The sequence below is a fragment of the Rhodothermales bacterium genome (genome assembly GCA_041391505.1).
Taxonomy (GTDB): domain Bacteria; phylum Bacteroidota; class Rhodothermia; order Rhodothermales; family JAHQVL01; genus JAWKNW01.
In genome coordinates this window covers 1-20,687 of record JAWKNW010000013.1, presented here as the reverse complement: position 1 = coordinate 20,687, position 20,687 = coordinate 1, and the positions used below count along the sequence as shown (strand labels likewise).

Here is a 20,687-nt window from a genome sequence, read left to right as displayed (position 1 = left end):
AGCGTTTACATCCCACACGCTCTGTTCGAATGCTCCACGCATGACTATACCGATCCTTCCGAAGTACCACGGATTCGTGCTGTACGCCCTCCTCGCCGCGACAGCATGCTGTTTTCCGGCACGCCAGGCCCACGCCCAGGACTCGAGTGAGGTCGTCGATGAGATTGTAGCCGTCGTTGGCGACCGCATCCTGCTCCGCTCCGAAGTCGACGGCGTCGTGCTCGGCCTGCTCCAGCAGCAGCAGATGCCCTACACCGAGGACCTGTGGATGGTCGCGCTCAACCAGATGATCGACCAGAAGGTCATGACCATCCACGCGGAGCGCGACACGAACATCGTCATCGCGGACGAACAGGTCGAGCAGGCCCTGAACCAGCGCATCGACCAGCTGACGGCCCAGGCCGGCGGCACCGCCCAGTTCGAGGAGTTTTACGGCAAGAGCCTGCTGGACATCCGGGGCGACCTTCGCGAGGAACTGCACGACCAGATGCTCGCCGACCAGATCCGCAACGGCAAGATCGGCGGCATCAAGATCACCCCGTCCGAAGTGACGGAATGGTTCTCCCAGTTCCCCCAGGATTCGCTGCCCGTCATCCCGGAGATCGTCCGGATCTCGCACATCGTTCGGTACCCCGTGCCGGCGCCCGAGGCCAAGGCCTATGCACGCGAGCTGATCTCGGTCATTCGCGACTCCATCGTGGTCGGCGGCGCCTCGCTCGAGGAATACGCCCGGCTCTATTCGGAAGACCAGGGGTCCGCCGAAAATGGCGGCCGTTACACCAGCAGCCGGCTGGGCGAACTCGTGCCTGAGTTCGCCGCCGTCGCATCCCGATCCCCGATCGGCGAAGTGTCTCCGGTGTTCGAGTCGCCCTTCGGGTACCACATCCTCCGCGTGAACAACCGCAAGGGCGACATCGTCGACTTCAACCACATCCTGATCCAGGTCGACGACAGCAAGGCCGACCCGGCGGACGCCATCGCGCTCCTCGGGGTCGTTCGCGACTCCATCGTCACCAGCGGGGTCCCGTTTGAACTGATGGCGCGGCGCTATTCCGAGGAAGAAATCTCGAAGCGCCTCGGCGGCCGCGTGGTCGACCCACGTACGGGCGAGCGCGACCTGGTGCTGCAGGCGCTGAACTACACCTGGCGCCAGACGATCAACACGATCCAGCCCGGCGAGATCAGCGAGCCGGCGGAGGTCGAGTTGCTCGACGGCAAGCGGGCCTTCCACATCGTCTTCCTCCATCGCCGCGTGCCTGAGCATCCCGTCGATATCCTGACCGACTATGAGCGCATCCAGGACCTGGCCCTTCAGGACAAGCAGAACCGGGTCATGACCGAGTGGTTGGAGGAACTTCGAACCGAAGTCTACATCGATCTCCGCGGCAAAGCCAAGGCCCTCTCTCTTGCGGCGAACACCCTGTAGCGACACCGCCCCTTCCATTCTCCGAAACGACCCCAGTACATGTCGAAAAGCCAGAGCATTGACACCGATATCGCGCTGCTCGAAGAACTCCGGTCCAGCTTCGCGGCGCTGACGCGTGAAGTGGGCAAGGTGATTGTCGGGCAGGAAGACATCGTGCAACAGGTTTTTGTCTGTCTGCTGGCCAACGGGCACGTGCTGCTGGTGGGTGTGCCGGGTCTCGCGAAGACGCTGCTCATCCGCACGCTTTCCCGCGTCCTCCACCTGAATTTCAACCGGATCCAGTTCACGCCGGATCTGATGCCGAGCGATATCACCGGCACGGAGATCATCGAGGAGGATATGACCACCGGCCGGCGCACGTTCAAGTTCGTGAAGGGGCCTGTTTTCGCCAACGTCGTCCTGGCCGACGAGATCAACCGTACGCCGCCCAAAACCCAGGCGGCGCTGCTGGAAGCCATGCAGGAGCATCGCGTGACCGCCGCAGGCCATACGTACGATCTCGAAGAGCCCTTTTTTGTACTGGCCACGCAGAACCCGATCGAACAGGAAGGGACATACCCCCTGCCCGAAGCGCAGCTCGACCGGTTCATGCTGAACCTGTGGCTCGACTATCCCTCCTTCGAGCAGGAAGTGGACGTGGTCCGCAACACGACCAACGCCGCCCCGGTGTCCCTCAGCCCGGTCCTGCAGCGCGATGCGCTGATCGCCTATCAGCAGCTGGTTCGCCAGATCCCGGTGGCCGATAACGTGATCGAATACGCCGTGCGTCTCGTGACCAGCACCCGCCCGTCGGCGCCGTCGGCTCCCGATTTTGTGAAGAGCTACCTCAGCTACGGCGCCGGCCCGCGTGCCTCGCAATACCTGATCCTGGGCGCAAAGGCGCTCGCCGCGCTCGACGGCCGGTCCACCCCGGTGATCGACGATGTGCGCCGCATGGCGGTGCCTGTCCTGCGGCACCGCATCGTCACCAACTTCAATGCGGAAGCCGAGGGGGTATCGGCGGTCGATCTCATCCAGCAGCTGCTCAACCGGCATGCCGGCTAGGTCAGCGTCCCGGGCCGGTCTTGCCCTGTGCTTGCTGGCCTTTCTGATCTTCTTCCCCTCCTGCGCGCCCTCTCCGAGCGTGCACGCCCTGTCCGAACTGAATCACCCCGGACCGCTCGACGAACCCGCCCCCATCGACATCGGCGCCGTGGAGCGGCGTGTCCTCGAACTCGTCAATGCGGAACGCGCTCGCCGCCAGCTTCCTCCGCTCGCCGCGGATACGCAGCTTCAAGGCCTGGCGCGCTCGCACAGCGCCGACATGGCGGCCAACCGGTTCTTCGACCACACGAACCTGCGCGGCGAAGGCCCCACCCAGCGCGGTGAAACACGCGGCATCGCGTGCGTGCGGTCGGCCGGCGACAACCGGATGGCCATCGGCATTGGAGAAAACATCTTCAGCACCTATCTTTTTAATGCTTTTACTGCTCGCGTTCGGGACGGCGTGACCCAACGCACCTACGACTGGAAAACCGTCGATTCGATCGCCCAGGAGGCCGTGACGGGCTGGATGAACAGTCGGGGGCACCGCCTCAATCTGCTCAGCCGGCAGTACACGACCATCGGCATCGGCGGAGCCAGCGATGACGAAGGGCAGTTGTTTCTGACGCAGAATTTCTGCTAACCGCTCTACCCGCCATGAGCGTCCCACCCGGTCAGCTTGTCGAAGACTACCCCGCGCTTCTCGAGCGACAGACGGAACGGGCACGCACGCTTCGGCACAGCACCTGGAAGACGCGCGTCGCCAAACTCCGCCGGCTCAAGCAGACGCTGCTCGGCCATCGCGAAGCCATCCGTGCCGCGCTCTGGGCCGACTTCCGCAAGCCGGCCCAGGAGGTCGATCTCACCGAACTCACGGCACTCATCGCCGAGATCAGCCACGTCGAACGGCATCTGCGCCGCTGGATGAAGCCCCGCCGGCTCCACACGCCCCTGCCGTTCATCGGCACATCGGCCATCCGGTATCTGGAGCCCAAGGGCGTCGTGCTCGTGCTGGCCCCCTGGAACTACCCCCTCATGCTCGCGCTGGCGCCGGTGGCCTCCGCTGTCGCGGCAGGCAACTGCGTCGTCCTCAAGCCGTCCGAATTCACGCCGGCGACGTCCGCCCTGATCGGGCGCATCGTGCGGGAGACGTTCGACGAAGCGGAGGTCGCTGTCGTGGAGGGAGGCGTCGAAACGGCCCGGGCGCTGCTCGAACTCCGCTTCGACCACATCTATTTCACCGGCAATCCCACCGTGGGACGCCTCGTGATGGAAGCCGCCGCCCGGCATCTGACTTCCGTCACCCTGGAACTCGGAGGTAAATCCCCGGCGGTGGTCGACGCCTCCGCGCACATCGAACAGACGGCGCGGCGCCTCGCGTTCGGCAAGTTTTCGAACGCGGGGCAGACGTGCATCGCGCCCGACTACCTGCTGGTGCAGCGTTCGATTTTCCCGGCGCTGGTCGATGCCCTGAAACGAGCCATCGATGACTTTTTCGGGACGGATCGTCCGCCGCTCCTGCTGAGCGGCATCGTGAGCGAGCGCCACCTGGGCCGGCTTCGGGACCTGATCGAGGAGGCCGTCGGCGCCGGCGCGCGCGTGCTGCATGGCGGCGCCATCTACGAGGCGGAACGCGTCGTCATGCCCACCCTCATCACCGACGTGCATCCGGAATCCCGTCTGCTGACCGAAGAAATCTTCGGTCCGATCCTGCCCATCCTCCCCTACGACGACCTCGACGAGGCGCTGGCCGTGATCGCCGGCAAGCCGCCGGCGCTCACCCTGTACGTGTTCAGCACGCGCCCTGAGGCCGTGAAACGGGTGCGGGAACGCACATCGACGGGGTCGATCCTGGTGAACGACACCCTGATCCAGTTCAGCCACCCCGAAATGGCGTTCGGTGGGTCGCACGAAAGTGGCGTCGGGCGCAGCCACGGCCACGCCGGCTTCATGGCCTTTTCGAACGAACGTCCCGTATTATGGCAGCATGCCGGCGCGATGGCGCTTTTCGCTAAACTTTATCCGCCGTATAATCGTGCCTCGCGGTGGCTCCAGGCATTCCTGTTACGCTGGTACGGCCGCTGATACAGCCCCATCTCCACCCATCACCTGTATTTCCAGATGATCGACATCCTTGTCTATAAACTCGTGCACCTGCTCGGCATCATGATGCTGTTCGTCGCCGTCGGCGGCGCGTTTGTGCATTCCTTCAACGGCGGACTCAAAAGCGAGAACCGCTGGCGCAGCGTCATCGCCATTTCGCACGGGGTAGGTCTCACGCTCATTCTGCTCGGCGGCTTCGGCATGCTGGCCCGCCTCAACATCGCGTGGCCGTGGCCGGGCTGGGTGTTCGTCAAGCTCGGCATCTGGGTGGTTTTCGGCGGCATCACCGCCGTGATCCAGAAGATGGGACGCGGCGGGTCGTGGCTCTGGTACGTGATCCTGCTGCTCGGCTTCACGGCCGCCTACCTGGCGCTCTACAAACCGTTCTGATGACCTTCGCACCTGTCTTTACGACTGTGCGCCCCGTCTGACTATTACCGTTCAGCGCGATGCGACGGGGACTGCAACCGTCGCATCGCGCTGAATCGTTTCGGCAGATCCGCGCCCGTCAGGGACGGCGGTAGACGACCCCGTCCTTCATGACGAACGACACGCTCTTCAATGCATCGATCGACTCCAGCGGGTTGCCCGAGACGGCGATAAGGTCGGCGCGTTTCCCGGGCACGACCGTCCCCACCTGATCGTCCAGCCCCATGAGTTCGGCCGACGTGAGCGTCACCGATCGGAGGGCCTGGGCATTCGACATGCCATATGCCACCATGCGCTCCAGGTCGATGGCGTTCTGGCCGTGCGGCAGGGCGCCTGCATCCGTGCCGTAGGCGATCTTCACCCCCTTATCCAGCGCGCGGGCAAAGACGCGGCGGTGGGAATCCATGATGGCCTGCTGCCGCTCGTTCGGCGTCTCGCCTTCGGCCGGGTAGTACACCGAGATCGTCGGCACCCAGAACGTCCCCTTCGCGGCCATGAGGTCCAGCGTGGCATCGTTCAGCATCATGCCGTGCTCGATGGAGCGGACGCCGGCTTCCACCGCCACGTACGCGGCATGACCGCCGTAGGCATGGGCCGCGACGGGGGTTCTGAAACGTGCGGCTTCCTCGACGACCAGCCGGATATCCGCGTCGCTGAACTGCCCGAGCGGCTCCATCTTCTCGAAGTCGATGTGTTTGGTCGTTCCCGTCGCGTACAGCTTGATCCAATCCGCCCCGTTCTTGATCTGCGTGCGGAGCGTCTGCACGATGGCGGCCGGCGAGTCCGCGAGCGCGCCGAACTGCGGCACCTGGAGTCCGGGCGCGAGTCCGTCGTTGTTCATGTAGCCGCCCGTGATGCTGATCGCCAGGGTCGCAACCTGCATGCGGGGCCCGGGGACGACGCCGTTGTTGATCGCGTCACGCACCGCCACATCGGCCCAGTCCGCCCCCTCGGAGTCGAGGTCGCGTATCGTCGTGAAGCCGGCGAGCAGCGTCTCCCGCGCGGCGGCGACCGCCTCGGCGGTGCGATACGGGATGGACTTGTAGAGGATCGGATTGCGGGCCGTGTAATCCGGCGTCAGCGTGATGTGTGTATGGGTGTCGATCAATCCGGGCAGGAGGTAGTGCCCGGGCAGGTCGACCACGGTCGCGCCGGCGGGTACCGCCAGGTTGCGGCCCACGGCCTCGATCCGATCGCCGCGCACGACAACCTGGGCGCCCGGCAGGATTTCGCCGGCCCGGGTATCCACGACACCGGCGGGGCGGATGACATAGGTTGACGTCTGGGCAGTGACCGGGTGGCAAAGCAGCATCCATGCCAGCCCTAACAAGGAAAGTGGGATGCGAAAAAGGTTTGCACGCATAACGCAAGCTCGGATGGTGGGAGATACCGCAAGCTCGCGCGACCCGCGATGATTTACAAGCACCCTCCTGCGGATCAAAGCCCATGCGTCGACGTCGTACCCGCATCGCACGCACCTGTCCTCATACCCATGCCATCCACATCCCTGCGCCCTGCGATCCTCGCAGCCCTACTGGCCCTCGTTCCCGCCGCCGGCGTCGCCCAGGTGTACACCCCGCCGCCGCCGCCCGTCGTCCACATGCCGAGCCTGATCTGGCACAACTTCATGATGAACCAGATCCGCTCGAATGCGCTCGCCTCATCCATGTTTCTGGAGTCGATGCTGGCCGATATGCGCACCCTGGGCGAGTCGATCGCTTCTTCTTCCGGCGCCGGCAAGACCCTCGACCGGGTCGGATCGCTGCCCGCCGCCGGCGCGCCGGGGACATTCTACCCGGAGCTGGCCTTTGAACCCTCCGGCTACTCCCTGCTCGCCGCCCGGATGGCCGAGGAAGACTCCACCCTCGATGCCGGCGCGATGGAGGCGCTCTTCAACGGGCTCTGGCAGGGCTATTACGCATCGTTCCGCGAAGAGCATGAACGGCTCGGCATGCCGCTCGACGACCTCGGCGCGGCCCTTTCGGCCTACATCGTGCTGAGTTATCTGTACGCGCACGACCTGGACGGGCTCGAAGCCGAAAAGACCATCGCCGTCTATGCCCAGGCCGCGGCCATCCTGCTCGGCAACGAAGAGCTGGCCGGCATGCAGGACGACGACAAGGAGCTGCTGGCCGAATCGTTTGTGACGATGGGCTCGATGCCGGCGCTGATCTTCGACCAGACCCGCGACCCCGAGCAGCGCCGCAAGGCCGCCATGGACAACCTCGAACGCCTCTTCGGATCGGGCGCCGGCGAGCTGCGCATCACCGAGGCCGGCATCGCGCGATAGGCGCCCGCGGGGGTTGCACGTCTGGCACATTTGCCGTTCGTTGAGGCTCACAGACACCCGCCTTGACCGATGCGCATCCCCCTTCTATTCCTCCTGCTCGTGGCCATGACTCCGCATACCGATGATGCCGTGCCCTCCGGCGTATACCGATGGGACGATGCCCCGTCGACCCCCGTCGAGGGCGGAACGCGGCGCGATCTGGCATCCGGCTCGACCACGGCGCTCGCGCGGCTGTCCGTCACGGCATGGACGCTCGAACCCGGCGCCTCGCTGTCCGCGCCGGCCGGCCAGGATGAAGAGCGGCTGGCCATCGTGCGCAGCGGCGCGCTGCGTGTTGCCCTGGATGACACATCCGCCACGGTAGGACGCGGCAGCGTCGTGGTCGCGCTTCCCGGCGAGGCCAGCGTCCTCACCAACGCCGGGAGCACGCCGGCATCCTTCTACCTTTTCGCCTACGTCTCGCGCCAACCGATGCGTCCGGAACGCGGGCGCGAGGCCGGCGGGTCGTTGATCGTCGACTGGAACGACGTCCCCTTCGCCCCGCACGACAAGGGCGGGCGGCGCAACATCATGGACCGGGCGACGGCCGCGTTCAGCCGGCTCGAGATGCATGTCACCACCCTCAACGAAGGCCTCGTCAGCCATCCCCCCCATACCCACCCGGCCGAAGAATTCCTGCTCCCGATCGAAGGCGACACCCGCGAGTCCATCGACGGCATCGACCACCCCGCGGCGACGGGCGACCTGATCTTTGTCGATTCGATGGTTCGTCACAACATCGCCAACACCGGCGCCGGCGCGACCACGTACTTCGCCTTCCAGTGGGAATAGCGATTTTTCCCGACACGGCCGGCATCCGTGTCCACATTCTCGCACACCTGTCGCCAGATATCCTGTACCCTTGTCACCCACAGGCTATTCGGAGACACTCATGCGACGCTCGATCGCTCGTTCTTTCGCCCATTCCGGGCTTTTCGCCTTGTTTGGAGCGCTCATGCTGGCGACGCCACAATCCGCCACCGCCCAGTTCGCCTACGCGTTCGGCAACGCTCACTTCGATTCCGGCACGGACGTAGGCCTCGATGCCGACGGCAACATCTACGCTTTCGGCTACTTCAACGGCGACATAGATTTCGCCGTCGGACCGGAAACGGCGGAGCTCAAATCCAACGATACGGACGCCTACGTCGCCTCGTACGACTCGCTGGGCAACGTGCGCTTCGCGTTCCGGATCGGAAACGGTTATTCGATCGGCGAATCCGCCGGCGGCATCGCCGTCGAGGAGTCCGGTCGGTTTTACGTGACGGGAAGCCAGCCTTTCGGGGCGATCGACTTCGACCCGGACCCCATCGAGGAGGCCAACACCTTCGGGCTCGTCTACCTCGCCGCCTACGAGCGCGACGGGTCATATCGCTGGTCCGTTCCGATTACCGGAGCCCACACCTCGGGCGGAGAAACGTACGACCTGTCGCTCGACGGCGACGGCAATCTCTACATCGCCGGCCGGTACACGACCTATCTCGATTTCGATCCGGACGACAACGACCGGGGCGACATCTCCTCGCAGGGCAGCATGGAAGCCTTCTGGGCAAGCTTCACGACCGACGGCGTCTATCGCTTCGCCTATACGCTCGGCGGCCCCGGGGCCGACTCCGCGTGGGGCATCGTCGCCGATACGGACGGCAACGTGTACCTCACCGGTGAATTCACCGGCACGGCCGCGTTCGATCCCGACGACCTCGACAACGACGGCGACCGCATCGAGCGCACGGCCGTCGGCACGGACGACATCTTTATCGCCAGCTACACCGCCGCCGGCCATCTCCGCTGGCTCAACACCTTCGGCGGTCCGGCGCTGGCCGAGAGCGATCGCGGCTACGCCATCGACATCGATGCCCTGGACAACGTCTATGTCGCCGGCGAGGGAAGCAACGTGCTCGTCTTCGATCCAGAAGACACCAACCAGGACGGCAACACGAACGAACGGCTCGCCGACGCCAACGGGAGCGCCTTTCTGGTCAGCTACACCGCCGAGGGCGTCTACCGCTTCGCGGATGTCCTGCAAGGAGGCATGAGCTCGGCGCGGGATATCGTGACCGACGACGAGGGCGTCAGCTTCATCACCGGGACGTTCGCCGGCGCCACAGATTTCGCACCGGGCACCGCCGAGATCACGATTCCCAACAGCGGCGGCACCGACGTGTTTGTCGCCAGCTACGGCGCGGATGGCGCGTTCAGGAAGGTATTTTCGCTGACCGGCACCGGACTGCTCGTCGGCCAGGGGATCGCGATCGACGCGCGGGAGACGGTCGTGGTCACCGGCGGCTTCTCGGTTATGATGGATCTGGGCCGCGGGGACGATGTCGATGAGCGGATCGGCGCCGGCCAGAACGACATCTTCATCGGCCGATACCCCACGGGCGAGGAGCAAGCCGTTGCGATAGAGGACGGCGCCGAGTTGCCCGGCGCCCTGACCGTCCATGCCGCCTATCCCAATCCATTTGCCGGGAGCACGTCGGTCGACCTCGACCTGCCCGGCGCGCAGCCGCTCCGCGTGCTGGTGTACGACGTGCTGGGGCGTGAAGTCGCCCGGCTGCACGACGGCCTCGCCTCCGCCGGCACGCACCAGTTCCGCTGGGACGCCGCCGGCTCGCCTCCGGGTCTGTACCTCATCCACGTCGAGAGCGCATCCACGCGCCTCACGCGCCAGGTCGTCAAGCTGCGCTAGCTGAAAAACAGCCGGGCCGACGACGCCAGGCCGTACGCGACGCTGCGGAAGGCGTGACCCTGCTGCAGCTTGTCGGCCCCGAAGACCTGACTTATGGTGTTTCTCACCGCCGGCACCAGCGAACTTCCGCCGGTGAGAAACACCGCGTCGATCGCGGCGGGATCGACGGCGCTCTCGCGAAGATGGGCCCGGACGGTTTTTTCGAGCGATGCCGTAAATCCGTCGAGGATCCCGGGGATTTCGCCCTGTGCGATGGGTTCGTTGACCGCAATGTCGTGGGCCTCGAACCGGATGCGGGTGCGCTCGTCGTCGGTCAGCGCGATCTTGGCCCGTTCGACGGCCTTGATGACGCCAAACGCGAGGTTGTTATCGATGAGCGACAGCAGACGCGCCATGGCCGGCTTGTTGTCCGAAAAGAACTGATAGGTCTTCAACGCCTGCTGGATGTCGGCCCGTTTCAGGACCGACATCTTCTCCCACGAGCAGATCGTCCGGAAGATGTTGGGCGGTACGGGCAGCCACTTGCCGTACGATTCGTACTGCGCCCCGTATCCGAAATACGGCACGAGCCGCGCCCACATGATTTCGGCGTCGAAGTCGTCGCCGCCGATTTTGATGCCGGACGTGCTGCGGATGTCGTTGCGGCGATCGGTGTCGCGTATCCGCGCCGGGTCGAGATGCATGATGCAAAAGTCCGACGTGCCGCCCCCGATGTCGACGACGTAGACGGTCTCGGGGCGATCGATGTGCTGCTCGTATTCGATCGCCGCCGCGATGGGCTCCGGCTGGAGCGCGATCTCTTCGAAGCCGGCCAGCCGCGCCGCGCGGGTGAGGCGCTGGACGGCGAGGGCATCCCGCGTGTCGTTTTCCGAAAAATACGTGGGCCGGCCCAGCACCACATGCCGTACCTCTTCGCCCAGCCACGCGTCGCACTGCCGTTTGAGATGGCCGATGAAATACGAGACCAGCGTTTCGATGCGCACGCGTTTGGTGTGCACCGTCACTTCGGCCAGCGAGGGCTCGGGCAGGGCCGATTTGATCGACTTCAGGAAGCGCCCCGTCATGCCGGAGCGCGCATACTCCGCCACCGCCGGCGCGCCGAGCAGGTAGTCGCCCCCCTGGCCGAGCGGGAAAAAGAGCGCGCTCTCGATGGAGGTCTCCACATCCGCCGGCACATCGAGGACGCGCCCGTTTTCCACATCATAAACCTGTATGACCGAATTCGACGTCCCGAAGTCGATCCCATAGATGTACTTCACGCCAGCTCTCCCATCGCACGTTTGAACCGATCCGCTATGGCCTGGGCCTCCGCCTCCGTCGCCGCTTCCGCATAGATGCGAACGATGGGCTCGGTGTTCGACTTGCGGAGGTGCACCCAGCCGTCCTCGAAGTCGATCTTCAGCCCGTCGACGGTGGAGATGCGGTCGTTTTTGTGCCGTTCGGCCAGCTTCGCGAGCACGTCGTCCGGATTCGAGTTGCCCAGCGGCAGCCGATCCTTGACGATGGCGTACCGCGGCAGGCGTTCGCGGAGGGCCGACATCGACAGCCCCTCGTCCGCCAGATGCTGAAGCACCATCGCCACGCCCACGAGCGCGTCGCGCCCGTAATGCAATTCGGGTACGATGACGCCGCCGTTGCCTTCGCCACCGAGCACCGCGCCCACCGCCTGCATGGTATCCACCACATTGATCTCGCCAACGGCCGAGCGGTACACGCGCTGCCCGTGCCGGCGGGCGATGTCCTCGATGGCCCGGGAGGACGAAAGATTGGTCACGAAGGGCCCCTCGGCATGCTTCCACAGAAAATCCGCCGCGATGACCTGGGTGAGTTCTTCGCTCATGTAGACGCCGCCATCGGCCACGAGGGCGAGGCGATCCGCGTCAGGATCCACCGCGATGCCGAGGTCCGCCTTCTCGCTCGCCACGCGGTGCATGAGATCGGCCAGGTGACCGGGCAGCGGCTCCGGATTGTGCGCAAAGCGTCCGTTCGGTTCGCCGTTGATGACGACGATGTCGGCCTCGGCCACCCCGAGGCGGCGGAGCATCGCCGGCATGGCGACGGCGCCGACCGAATTGATGCCGTCCACCACGACGCGGAAGCGACGTTTCGCGATGGCATCCGGCTGGATGTACGGCAGCGCGAGGATCGCGTCGATATGGTCGCCGAGGTAATCGTGGCGGCGCAGTGAGCCGATCGCGTCGTAGCGGACGGTCGGCGAACCCGGGGCATCGGCCAGGGCCAGCATGGCCTCGGCCTCGACGGCCCGCAAAAATTCACCGCGCTGGCCGAGGAGCTTGAGCGCGTTCCATTCGGCCGGATTGTGCGAGGCGGAAAGAATGACGCCGCCCGCGGCGTTTTCTGCCAGGACGCCGTAGGCAATCGTGGGCGTCGGCGCGAGGCCGGCATCGATTACGTCGCACCCCACGCTCTGGAGCGTCGCCGTCACCAGCGCGGCACACACTTCGCCCGTAACCCGCGCGTCGCGTCCGACGACAACCGTCGCCCTGCCGCCGGCCTGCTGTCTACACCAGATCCCGAAGGCTTCCGCGTAGCGGACGATGCTCCGTGCGTCGAGGCCGTCGCCAAAGATGCCCCGGATGCCGGAGATCGATACGATGAGGGTACCTGGGTTGGACATGGGTCAATAGGTAGCGTTGTGGTTAGACGAAACGGAAGGACTGCACCCGGTACGGCGCAAAGGGCAAATTGTATGCTCGATCAGGCGATGTGTCCGCAAACCGGGAGAAGCATACCCCGATATCACACCCTATTTTGCGATAGACGATTCGCGATTTGCATGTATCGAACGGCATTCCTGAATCGTTTGCTAACCTAATCGTTCCACCCCCGCGTGTCTTCGGGGCGGGCTTCAAGGGGTTTTAATGGAACAGCGCCGTATTCCGTCCGTTTGCTGCCTGCTGTCCGGGCGCGCGTTATCGACACAGCCTCGCGCGGCGGGCAGCGCGATCATCTCATGAACCGGGATTTCATGGCCGTAGAGTCACCTACCCCCTTTACCGCGACCGTGGTCGCAGAAGCGCCGGCGGCCTGGTCTTTCAAGCAGGCGCTAAAGGATTACGGCTCGCTCACCAAGCCCGAAATCTCCTTCCTGGTGGCCATTTCCGCGCTGGCGGGCTACCTCCTCGGCACGCCGGGGCGCATCGACAGCGTGGTGCTCATCGGGCTCCTGGTCGGCGTCGCGCTCTCTTCCGCCGGCGGCGCCGCGTTCAACCTCTGCCTCGAGCGAGAGCTGGACAAAAAGATGCGCCGCACGGCCGACCGGCCGCTTCCGAGCGGACGCATCACGCTCCCCCGGGCCTTCCTCACCGCCATCCTGCTGTCGGCCTCGGGTCTCGTCCTGCTGTACACGATGACTAACCTCATCACGATGCTGCTGGCCGCATCGACGATCGGGCTCTACGTATTGCTCTACACCCCGCTGAAGCAGCACACGAAATACAATACGCTCGTCGGCACGCTGCCGGGCGCCCTGCCCGCGCTGGGCGGGTGGACCGCCGCCACCGGGTCGTTCGGTCTGGGTGGATGGCTGATGTTCGCGATCCTCGTCATCTGGCAGCTGCCGCATTTCCTCTCCCTTGCGTGGATGTACCGCAAGGATTATGGCCGCGCCGGCTTCAAGATGCTGCCCGTCGTCGAGCCCGACGGCTGGTCTACCGTCTTCCAGGTCGTGCTCGCCTCGGCCGCCCTGCTGATCGCCAGCGTGCTGCCTTCCGTTTTCGGGTTCACCGGCTGGCTGTATGCCGCCGGCGCCACCCTGTTCAGCGGCTGGCTGCTGTATGCCAGCGTCGTCTTCTTCCGTAGCCGCGGCAACCTGGACGCCCGCCGCGTGCTCAAGGTGTCCATCTACCACATTCCCGCCCTCGTACTGTTCATCATACTGGATCGGCTCATCTGATCCATCCCCACATGGCTCACCCTGCCGTACGCGTTGATGCCCTTACCCATCGTTACGGGGCATTCCAGGCGCTCGATGGCGTTTCGTTCTCCATCGAGTCCGGCCACCTGTTCGGCCTGCTCGGACCGAACGGAAGCGGTAAGACCACGCTCTTCCGCTCGATCTCGACCCTGATCCATCCGACGTCCGGGCGCATCGAAGTCTTCGGCCACAGCCCCGTCACGGCCCCGGCCGAGGTCCGCCCTCTCCTCGGCGTGATCTTTCAGGACCCCGCGCTCGATGGCGAGCTGACCATCCTCGAAAACCTGACGTTTCACGGCAGCCTCTACGGCCTCGCCGGCGCTCCGCTGCAGCAGCGCATCCAGGAATTGCTTGTCCTGTTCGGACTCAAGGACCGGGAGCGCGAACGCATCAGCAAGCTCTCTGGGGGGCAGAAGCGACGGGTCGACTTGATCCGCGGCCTCCTGCACCGCCCCAGGCTCCTGTTGCTGGACGAGCCCACGACGGGCCTCGACCCCATCGCCCGGCGCACCTTCTGGGACGTGCTCCATCAGCTGCGCCGGCGTGAAGGCGTCACCATGATCGTGGCGACGCACCTGCTCGACGAGGCGGAAGCCTGCGACGCGCTGGTGCTGCTCAGCCGGGGGCGGCTCATCGCGCAGGGCTCGCCGGCCGAAATGAAGGCGCGCCTCGGCGACGACATGCTCTGGCTCAGCGCGGAAGACCCCGAGTCGCTCGCCCAGCGGATCCATGCCGAGTTCGGCTACGAGACCGATGTCGTGGGCAACGATGTGCGGGTGGCCGGCGCCGAGGCCATCGCGCAGATGCCGGCCATCTACGAGCGGATGGGCGGCGCGATCACCTCGGCCACGGTCCGCAAGCCGACCCTCGAGGACGTGTTCATGGTGCTTTCCGGCCGGCGCATGGAGGAGGAAGAAGCCAGCGCCTGAACCCTCCCCGTCGCCCGAACCCTTTAACCGGTACCCCACCCGATGTCCTACATCCACAGCCTATCCGCTCTCTGGCGACGCGAAATCGTCAAGTTCGTGCGCGATCGCAGCCGGGTTTTTGGCGCGCTGGCCCAGCCCATCCTCTTCTGGGTACTGCTCGGCATGGGCTTCCAGCGTTCGTTCAGCCTGCCGGGCGGCGGCGCGGACGGCGTGGGCTACTTCGAATTCCTGTTTCCGGGCATCATCGCGCTGATGATCCTGTTCACCGCCATCTTTTCGACGATCTCGATCGTCGAGGAGCGCAAGGCCGGCTTCCTCCAGGCCGCGCTGGTGGCGCCGGTGTCGCGCACGGTGTTCGTCCTGGGCAGCACGCTCGGAGGCACGACCCTCGCGCTGATCCAGGCCGCGCTGTTGCTTTGCCTGCTGCCTTTTCTCGCCATCTTCCCGAGCATCCCCGGCCTGCTCCTCATCCTGGCCCTCTGCATCCTCGCCGGCATCGCCTTCACCGCCCTGGGGATCGCCATCGCCTGGCGCATGGAGACGACGCGCGGCTTTCATGCGGTGATGAACCTCTTTCTGCTGCCCATGTGGTTGATCTCCGGCGCGTTTTTTCCCTATGAGGGCGCCTCGACGGTGCTGCAGTGGTGCATCCGCCTCAACCCGGTCTCCTACATGATCAGCGGCATGCGCTCCGGCATGTACTGGCCCCGGACGGCTCCGTCGATGCTCGTCGGCATCCCGTGGAGCCTGATCATCGGCGTCGGCTTCGCGGCCGCGATGGTCGGGTTTGCCGCGTGGACTGTACGCAAGCCGCTCTTCGCCGCGCACTGACCGGAGCTGGGGCAACCCGGGCACGGTTCCGCGCGTTGCAGGAGGACCTTCCGCCTCATCCTGTGCCATCGTGAACCCCACTACCCCGCTCCTTTCCCTTCCCCGCGCCGAGGTCCTCGGCCTCGCGGCGCAATTCGGGCAGCCCGGCTACCGGGGCGAGCAGCTCTATGACTGGCTGTACAACAAGGGGGTGAGGTCATACGATGAGATGACCAACCTGCCCAAAACCTTTCGTGCCGCGCTCGCCGAACGGTTCGCCCTCGCACCGCTGACACTGGAGCAGCGGGCCCAGGCGACGGACGGGACGGTCAAGTGTCTCTTCGCGATCGCCTCCGGCCGCAAGGTGGAGGCCGTGCTGATCCCCGACTTCGACGAGGACGGCGATCCACGCCGGCTGACGGTGTGCGTCTCCAGCCAGGTGGGGTGCGCGATGGGCTGCACGTTCTGCGCCACCGGGATGATGGGCTTCAGCGAAAACCTCACCGCCGGCGACATCTTCGACCAGGTGTGGGAGCTGAACCGGATCGCCGAGAACGAGTTCGGCCGGCGCATCACGAATATCGTGTTTATGGGGATGGGCGAGCCCCTGCTCAACTACGACGCCGTCTTGCAGAGCATCGAAGCGCTGACGCACGAAGACGGCATGGGGCTCTCGGCGCGCCGCATCACCGTATCGACCGTCGGCCTCGCCCGGCGCATCCGGCAACTCGCGGACGACGCGACGCGCTTCAACCTGGCCGTATCGCTCCACGCCCCGATCGACGAGAAGCGCAGCCAGATCATGCCGGTAAACCGCAACGAGCGCACGGATCTCGCGGCGCTGAAGGAGGCGATTCAGTATTACACCCGCAAAACGGGCCGGCAGATCACGTACGAATACTGTATGTTCAAGGGGTTCAATGACTCCGAAGAGGATGCCCGGCACCTCATCAACGTCGTGCGCTGGGCTCCGAGCAAGGTCAACCTCATCATGTACAATCCGGTCGAGGAGCTTCCCTTCAACCGCACGAGCGAGCCCCAGCTGAATCGGTTCATCCGGGTGCTGGTGGCCGGCCACGTGACCGTCACCGTGCGGCGCAGCCGGGGCCAGGATATCGACGCCGCCTGCGGGCAGCTCGCGCTCCGGTCACGCTCCGATGCGCCCGTCGAAGCCTCCTGATGACCCACCGCCATGGCCACACCCGCTGATCGTCGTCTAGCCGGCAGCCTCTTTCGCTGGATGTTCGGCATGGTCGGCTCGTTTCTCCTCGTCCTGAGCCTGCCCCGCCTCGTTCGGGTCTTCGCGCGGCGCGCCGTGCCGCGGATGGCGTCCGAAATGATCTGGATCGCCCTGACCGGACTCCTGTTCGAGAAATTCACCGAATGGCTCATGCGCGACGATGACGAACAGCCCTAACGACCGCCCCAACAAGATCGGGGTCATCACCCGTGGATCCCTCAGCCAGGGGATCGACATGAAGCTCGACGACAACCTCTCCGTCGAGGATATGTCCGCCGGCTCCTTCGTCGTCATCCAGGGCGAATCGTACGACTTCTTCGCGATGATCACCGACGCGCGCATCGAGGCGGCCAACGAGGGCATCCTCCTGCATCCTCCTTCGGCCGACGACGACCTCCTCCGCCAGGTGATGCGCGGCGTATCGACCTACGCGACCGTCGCCCTCAAGCCGATGCTGATGATGCCCAACGAAGGGCATCAGGACCTGCAAGACGAGCCGGCGCGTTCCGTCAAGACCATCCCCGCCCATTTCTCCCCGGTCGCGCGCGCCACCGACGACGACGTGGCCCGCATCTTCGGGCACGAGGCGAACGACGGGGGCCAGACCTACTTCCACATGGGCGAGCCGCTGGGGATGGAGGGCATCCCGGTGTGCATCAACCTCAAGCGGTTCGTCGAACGCTCCAATGCCGTGTTCGGCAAGACCGGGACGGGCAAGACGTTTCTGACGCGCCTCCTGCTCTGCGGGACCATCAAGAACGACCGCGCGGTCAATCTGATCTTCGACATGCACTCGGAATACGGGTACAGCGCCACGGTCGAAAACGACGGCGGCACCGGCTTCGTGAAGGGCCTGCGCGACCTCTTTCCATCCCGGGTGAGCATTTTTTCGCTCGACCCGAAAACGACGCGCCAGCGCCGCGTCACGCCGGATTTCGAGGTGCGGCTCTACGCGGACCAGATCGACCCCGACGACATCCTCCCGCTGCGGGATACCCTGAGCCTGAACCCTACCGCCGCCGAAAGCGCCTACCTCGTCCAGCAGAAACACGGCCGCGCCTGGCTGCAGCGCATTCTCGACGCCGACGGGCCGGCCCTGCAGGAGCTGGCGGAATCGTGCGGCGCGCATCAGGCATCGCTCGAAGCCCTCAAGCGCAAGCTGTCCCGCTTTCAGCGGCACGACTTCTTCAGTACGGACAGCTCGCGGGACAAGATCGACGTCATCGCGGCCCTGCTGGAAACGATCGACCAGGGCAAGTCCATCGTGTTCGAGTTCGGGCGGTATGCGAGTCTGGACGTCTACCTGCTCGTCGCCAACGTGATCACGCGCCGGCTGCGGGATGCGTACGAGGAGAAGACCAACAAGTACCTGCAGAGCAAAAACGAAGGCGACAAACCCACTCCCCTGATCATCACCATCGAGGAGGCGCACAAATTCCTGAGCCCGGGCATCGCGCGGGAGACGCCTTTCGGCAAGATCGCGCGCGAGATGCGCAAGTTTTACGTCTCGCTCCTCGTGGTAGACCAGCGGCCGAGCGCCATCGACGAGGAAGTGCTCAGCCAGATCGGCACCAAGATCGTGGCCCAGCTCAACGACGAGAAGGACATCGCCGCCGCGCTCGTCGGCACGAGCGGTTCCTCGGGGCTCCGGCAGGTGCTTGCCGGCCTCGACTCCAAGCAGCAGGCCTTGATGCTCGGGCACGCCGTGCCGATGCCGATCGTCGTCCGAAGCCGCACGTACGACCAGACGTTTTTCGATGCGATGACCGCGCAGGACGACCGCCCGAGACCACGTACCCTCGAGGAAGCGCGAAAATCGATCGACTCCGACTTTTACTGAGATCCGCTGCGTGCCCCGTCACGCACGAACCAACGACCCACCAAACCTAACCTCCATGTCAGCATTACCCCAACGTCGCGGCCTCGGCCTCTGGATGTGCACGGCGCTCGTCGTCGGCAACATGATCGGCTCGGGCGTCTTTCTGCTGCCGGCGTCGCTGGCGCCTTTCGGAGGGATCAGCATTCTGGGATGGCTCGTGAGCGCCGGCGGGGCCCTGTGCCTCGCGCTCGTGTTCGCCCGGCTCGGCCAGCGGCTGCCCCGGCTCGGAGGTCCTTATGCCTACGCGCGCGAGGGCTTCGGCGACTTCGGAGGGTTCTGGGTGGCATGGTCGTACTGGATTTCCATGTGGACCACCAACGCCGCGCTGGCCGTCGCCTTCGCCAGCTACAGCACGGTTTTCTGGCCCGCGCTGGGCGAGTCGCCGCCGCTGGGCGCCCTGGCGGCCCTCGGGGCGCTGTGGCTGCTGACGGCGGTCAACATCGCCGGCGTGCGCGAGGCCGGCAGCGTCCAGCTGGTCACGACGATTCTCAAGGTCCTGCCGCTCATCGCGGTGGCCCTGTTCGGGTTCTTCTCCTTCAACATTGATCACTTCCAACCCTTCAACCCGAGCGACTCGTCGCCCTTCGTCGCGCTGAGCGCGACCATCACGCTGACGCTCTGGGCGTTTCTCGGCCTCGAATCCGGCACCGTGCCGGCGGGGGACGTCGAGAACCCGTCCAAGACCATCCCCCGCGCGACGATGCTCGGCACCATCATCGCCGCCGTCATCTACATCGTGTGCACCGTGGCGATCATGGGCATCATCGCCCCGGCGGACCTGGCTGCCTCCACCGCCCCGTTTGCCGACGGAGCCGGCCTGGTGTGGGGCCCCTGGGGTCGGTCTTTGATGGGCGCGGGCGCCGCCATCTCGTGTTTCGGCGCGCTGAACGGCTGGGTGCTGTTGTCCGGCCAGCTGCCGCGTGCCGCGGCGCTCGACGGCCTGCTGCCGGCCCGCTTCGCCCGGCTCAACGACCGGGGCACGCCGGCCGCCGGCCTGCTCGTCTCCAGCGTGCTCTCCAGCGTCCTGATCGCCATGAACTACACCCGGGGACTGGTGCAGGCCTTTACGTTCCTGATCCTCCTGGCGACGCTGGCGACGTTGATGCCCTATGTATTTTCGAGCATGACGGATCTGCTCCTCGGGATGCGCGACGGCGGCAATACGGATGTATGGCGCCGCGCCGGCCGGTTCGCGGTCAGCCTCGTCGCGTTCGCCTATTCGATGTGGGCCATCGCCGGCTCGGGCCAGGAGACCGTCTTCTGGGGCTTCCTGCTGCTCGTGCTGGGCCTGCCTCTCTATGTGTTCATGCGGAGAAAAACGCCGCCGCTTTCGCTCGACAAAACCTGACCCGCCCCATGACGGCCCGCCTTCGTTTCCTCATCGCGGTCTGCGCCGGCCTCGCCGTCGCGGGCGTCGTCGGATGCGCCTCCAGCAAGTCGTTGGCCGACGAAGGGCCGCGCTACTACGCCGCGGCGCTGCCGGTGGCGGTCGAGGCCGTCGCGCAGGCGTTTGCCGATGCCCGGCTCAACATCGAGGACCATGGATGGCTGGAAGAAAATGCGACGTACGTGTTCACCGGCAACGCGCAGGAGCGCGTGTTCGCGTCGAGCGAGAGCGTCGTGCAGACCGCCACCGTCACCGTTCGCCTGGAGCGCGTCACCCCGGATGTCACCCGCGTCATCGTGGAATCGACCCAGGAAGCGGTGCCGTCGATGGCGTCCAGTTCGGGAAGGACGATGGACTACCGCCGGCGCTTCCTCGCCCAGCTCGACAAACGCCTGACCCGCATGACGTCGGAGACGCTGCCCACCGACTCGCTCTGAAGGGCCGGGATCGTCCTCAGTCTCCGTCCGTCACGAGGTGCGCCTGGGAGGCCATCAGCAACAGCGCCC

General features: G+C 65.4%; 19 protein-coding genes. 16 read left to right on the top strand and 3 right to left on the bottom strand.

Features of this window, described 5'->3' with window-relative positions; genetic code table 11:
- Positions 1-40 precede the first annotated feature (40 nt).
- From R2834_13480 to R2834_13460, 5 genes are read left to right on the top strand one after another with little or no spacing between them, the layout of a single operon-like run.
- A complete protein-coding gene (locus R2834_13480) occupies positions 41-1,426 on the top strand; it encodes a peptidylprolyl isomerase (protein ID MEZ4701342.1) in 1,386 nt (461 codons plus the stop codon).
- Positions 1,427-1,465: 39 nt separating this feature from the next.
- Positions 1,466-2,470 carry a MoxR family ATPase gene (locus R2834_13475; GenBank protein MEZ4701341.1) on the top strand — a complete coding sequence of 335 codons (1,005 nt, stop codon included), beginning with the start codon at positions 1,466-1,468 and terminating at the stop codon, positions 2,468-2,470.
- Positions 2,460-3,092, top strand: a complete 633-nt coding sequence (locus R2834_13470; GenBank protein ID MEZ4701340.1) for a CAP domain-containing protein — start codon at positions 2,460-2,462, stop codon at positions 3,090-3,092. Before R2834_13475 ends, R2834_13470 begins: the two co-directional genes overlap by 11 nt.
- A 14-nt stretch (positions 3,093-3,106) precedes the next feature.
- Positions 3,107-4,534 (top strand): aldehyde dehydrogenase family protein, encoded by a 1,428-nt coding sequence (locus R2834_13465; GenBank protein ID MEZ4701339.1) that lies wholly within the window; start codon positions 3,107-3,109, stop codon positions 4,532-4,534.
- Between the two features lie 36 nt (positions 4,535-4,570).
- Positions 4,571-4,942: a hypothetical protein gene (locus tag R2834_13460; protein ID MEZ4701338.1), complete on the top strand. Its 372-nt coding sequence runs from the start codon at positions 4,571-4,573 to the stop codon at positions 4,940-4,942.
- 118 nt (positions 4,943-5,060) lie between these two features.
- On the opposite strand, the gene R2834_13455 is transcribed toward R2834_13460, so the two are convergent.
- Complete coding sequence (locus tag R2834_13455; protein ID MEZ4701337.1) at positions 5,061-6,311, bottom strand: amidohydrolase family protein; 1,251 nt, start codon at positions 6,309-6,311, stop codon at positions 5,061-5,063.
- A 162-nt stretch (positions 6,312-6,473) separates the two neighbouring features.
- On the opposite strand from R2834_13455, the gene R2834_13450 reads away from it, so the two are divergent.
- From R2834_13450 to R2834_13440, 3 genes are all read left to right on the top strand, one after another.
- Complete coding sequence (locus tag R2834_13450; GenBank protein ID MEZ4701336.1) at positions 6,474-7,271, top strand: DUF6683 family protein; 798 nt, start codon at positions 6,474-6,476, stop codon at positions 7,269-7,271.
- 69 nt (positions 7,272-7,340) lie between these two features.
- Positions 7,341-8,102, top strand: coding sequence for a cupin domain-containing protein (locus R2834_13445; GenBank protein MEZ4701335.1), 762 nt, complete (start codon positions 7,341-7,343; stop codon positions 8,100-8,102).
- Positions 8,103-8,202: 100 nt separating this feature from the next.
- Positions 8,203-9,999 carry a T9SS type A sorting domain-containing protein gene (locus R2834_13440; protein ID MEZ4701334.1) on the top strand — a complete coding sequence of 599 codons (1,797 nt, stop codon included), beginning with the start codon at positions 8,203-8,205 and terminating at the stop codon, positions 9,997-9,999.
- On the opposite strand, the gene R2834_13435 is transcribed toward R2834_13440, so the two are convergent.
- Positions 9,996-11,258 (bottom strand): Hsp70 family protein, encoded by a 1,263-nt coding sequence (locus R2834_13435; GenBank protein ID MEZ4701333.1) that lies wholly within the window; start codon positions 11,256-11,258, stop codon positions 9,996-9,998. The genes R2834_13440 and R2834_13435 overlap by 4 nt on opposite strands.
- Positions 11,255-12,637 (bottom strand): phosphoglucosamine mutase, encoded by a 1,383-nt coding sequence (gene glmM / locus R2834_13430; GenBank protein MEZ4701332.1) that lies wholly within the window; start codon positions 12,635-12,637, stop codon positions 11,255-11,257. Before glmM ends, R2834_13435 begins: the two co-directional genes overlap by 4 nt.
- A gap of 351 nt (positions 12,638-12,988) precedes the next feature.
- Between glmM and cyoE the strand changes: the two genes are divergently transcribed.
- From cyoE to R2834_13390, 8 genes are all read left to right on the top strand, one after another.
- Complete coding sequence (cyoE, locus tag R2834_13425) at positions 12,989-13,915, top strand: heme o synthase (GenBank protein MEZ4701331.1); 927 nt, start codon at positions 12,989-12,991, stop codon at positions 13,913-13,915.
- 11 nt (positions 13,916-13,926) lie between these two features.
- Positions 13,927-14,865, top strand: a complete 939-nt coding sequence (locus tag R2834_13420) for an ABC transporter ATP-binding protein (GenBank protein ID MEZ4701330.1) — start codon at positions 13,927-13,929, stop codon at positions 14,863-14,865.
- A gap of 42 nt (positions 14,866-14,907) precedes the next feature.
- Entirely contained in the window at positions 14,908-15,696 is a 789-nt protein-coding gene (locus R2834_13415; GenBank protein ID MEZ4701329.1) for an ABC transporter permease, read from the top strand.
- 70 nt (positions 15,697-15,766) lie between these two features.
- On the top strand, positions 15,767-16,855 hold the full coding sequence (gene rlmN / locus R2834_13410; protein ID MEZ4701328.1) for a 23S rRNA (adenine(2503)-C(2))-methyltransferase RlmN: 1,089 nt from the start codon (positions 15,767-15,769) through the stop codon (positions 16,853-16,855).
- A gap of 12 nt (positions 16,856-16,867) precedes the next feature.
- Positions 16,868-17,092 carry a hypothetical protein gene (locus R2834_13405; GenBank protein ID MEZ4701327.1) on the top strand — a complete coding sequence of 75 codons (225 nt, stop codon included), beginning with the start codon at positions 16,868-16,870 and terminating at the stop codon, positions 17,090-17,092.
- Positions 17,076-18,755: an ATP-binding protein gene (locus R2834_13400; protein ID MEZ4701326.1), complete on the top strand. Its 1,680-nt coding sequence runs from the start codon at positions 17,076-17,078 to the stop codon at positions 18,753-18,755. Before R2834_13405 ends, R2834_13400 begins: the two co-directional genes overlap by 17 nt.
- A gap of 55 nt (positions 18,756-18,810) precedes the next feature.
- Positions 18,811-20,142 (top strand): amino acid permease, encoded by a 1,332-nt coding sequence (locus R2834_13395; protein MEZ4701325.1) that lies wholly within the window; start codon positions 18,811-18,813, stop codon positions 20,140-20,142.
- Between the two features lie 8 nt (positions 20,143-20,150).
- On the top strand, positions 20,151-20,618 hold the full coding sequence (locus R2834_13390; GenBank protein MEZ4701324.1) for a hypothetical protein: 468 nt from the start codon (positions 20,151-20,153) through the stop codon (positions 20,616-20,618).
- Positions 20,619-20,687: the final 69 nt, after the last annotated feature.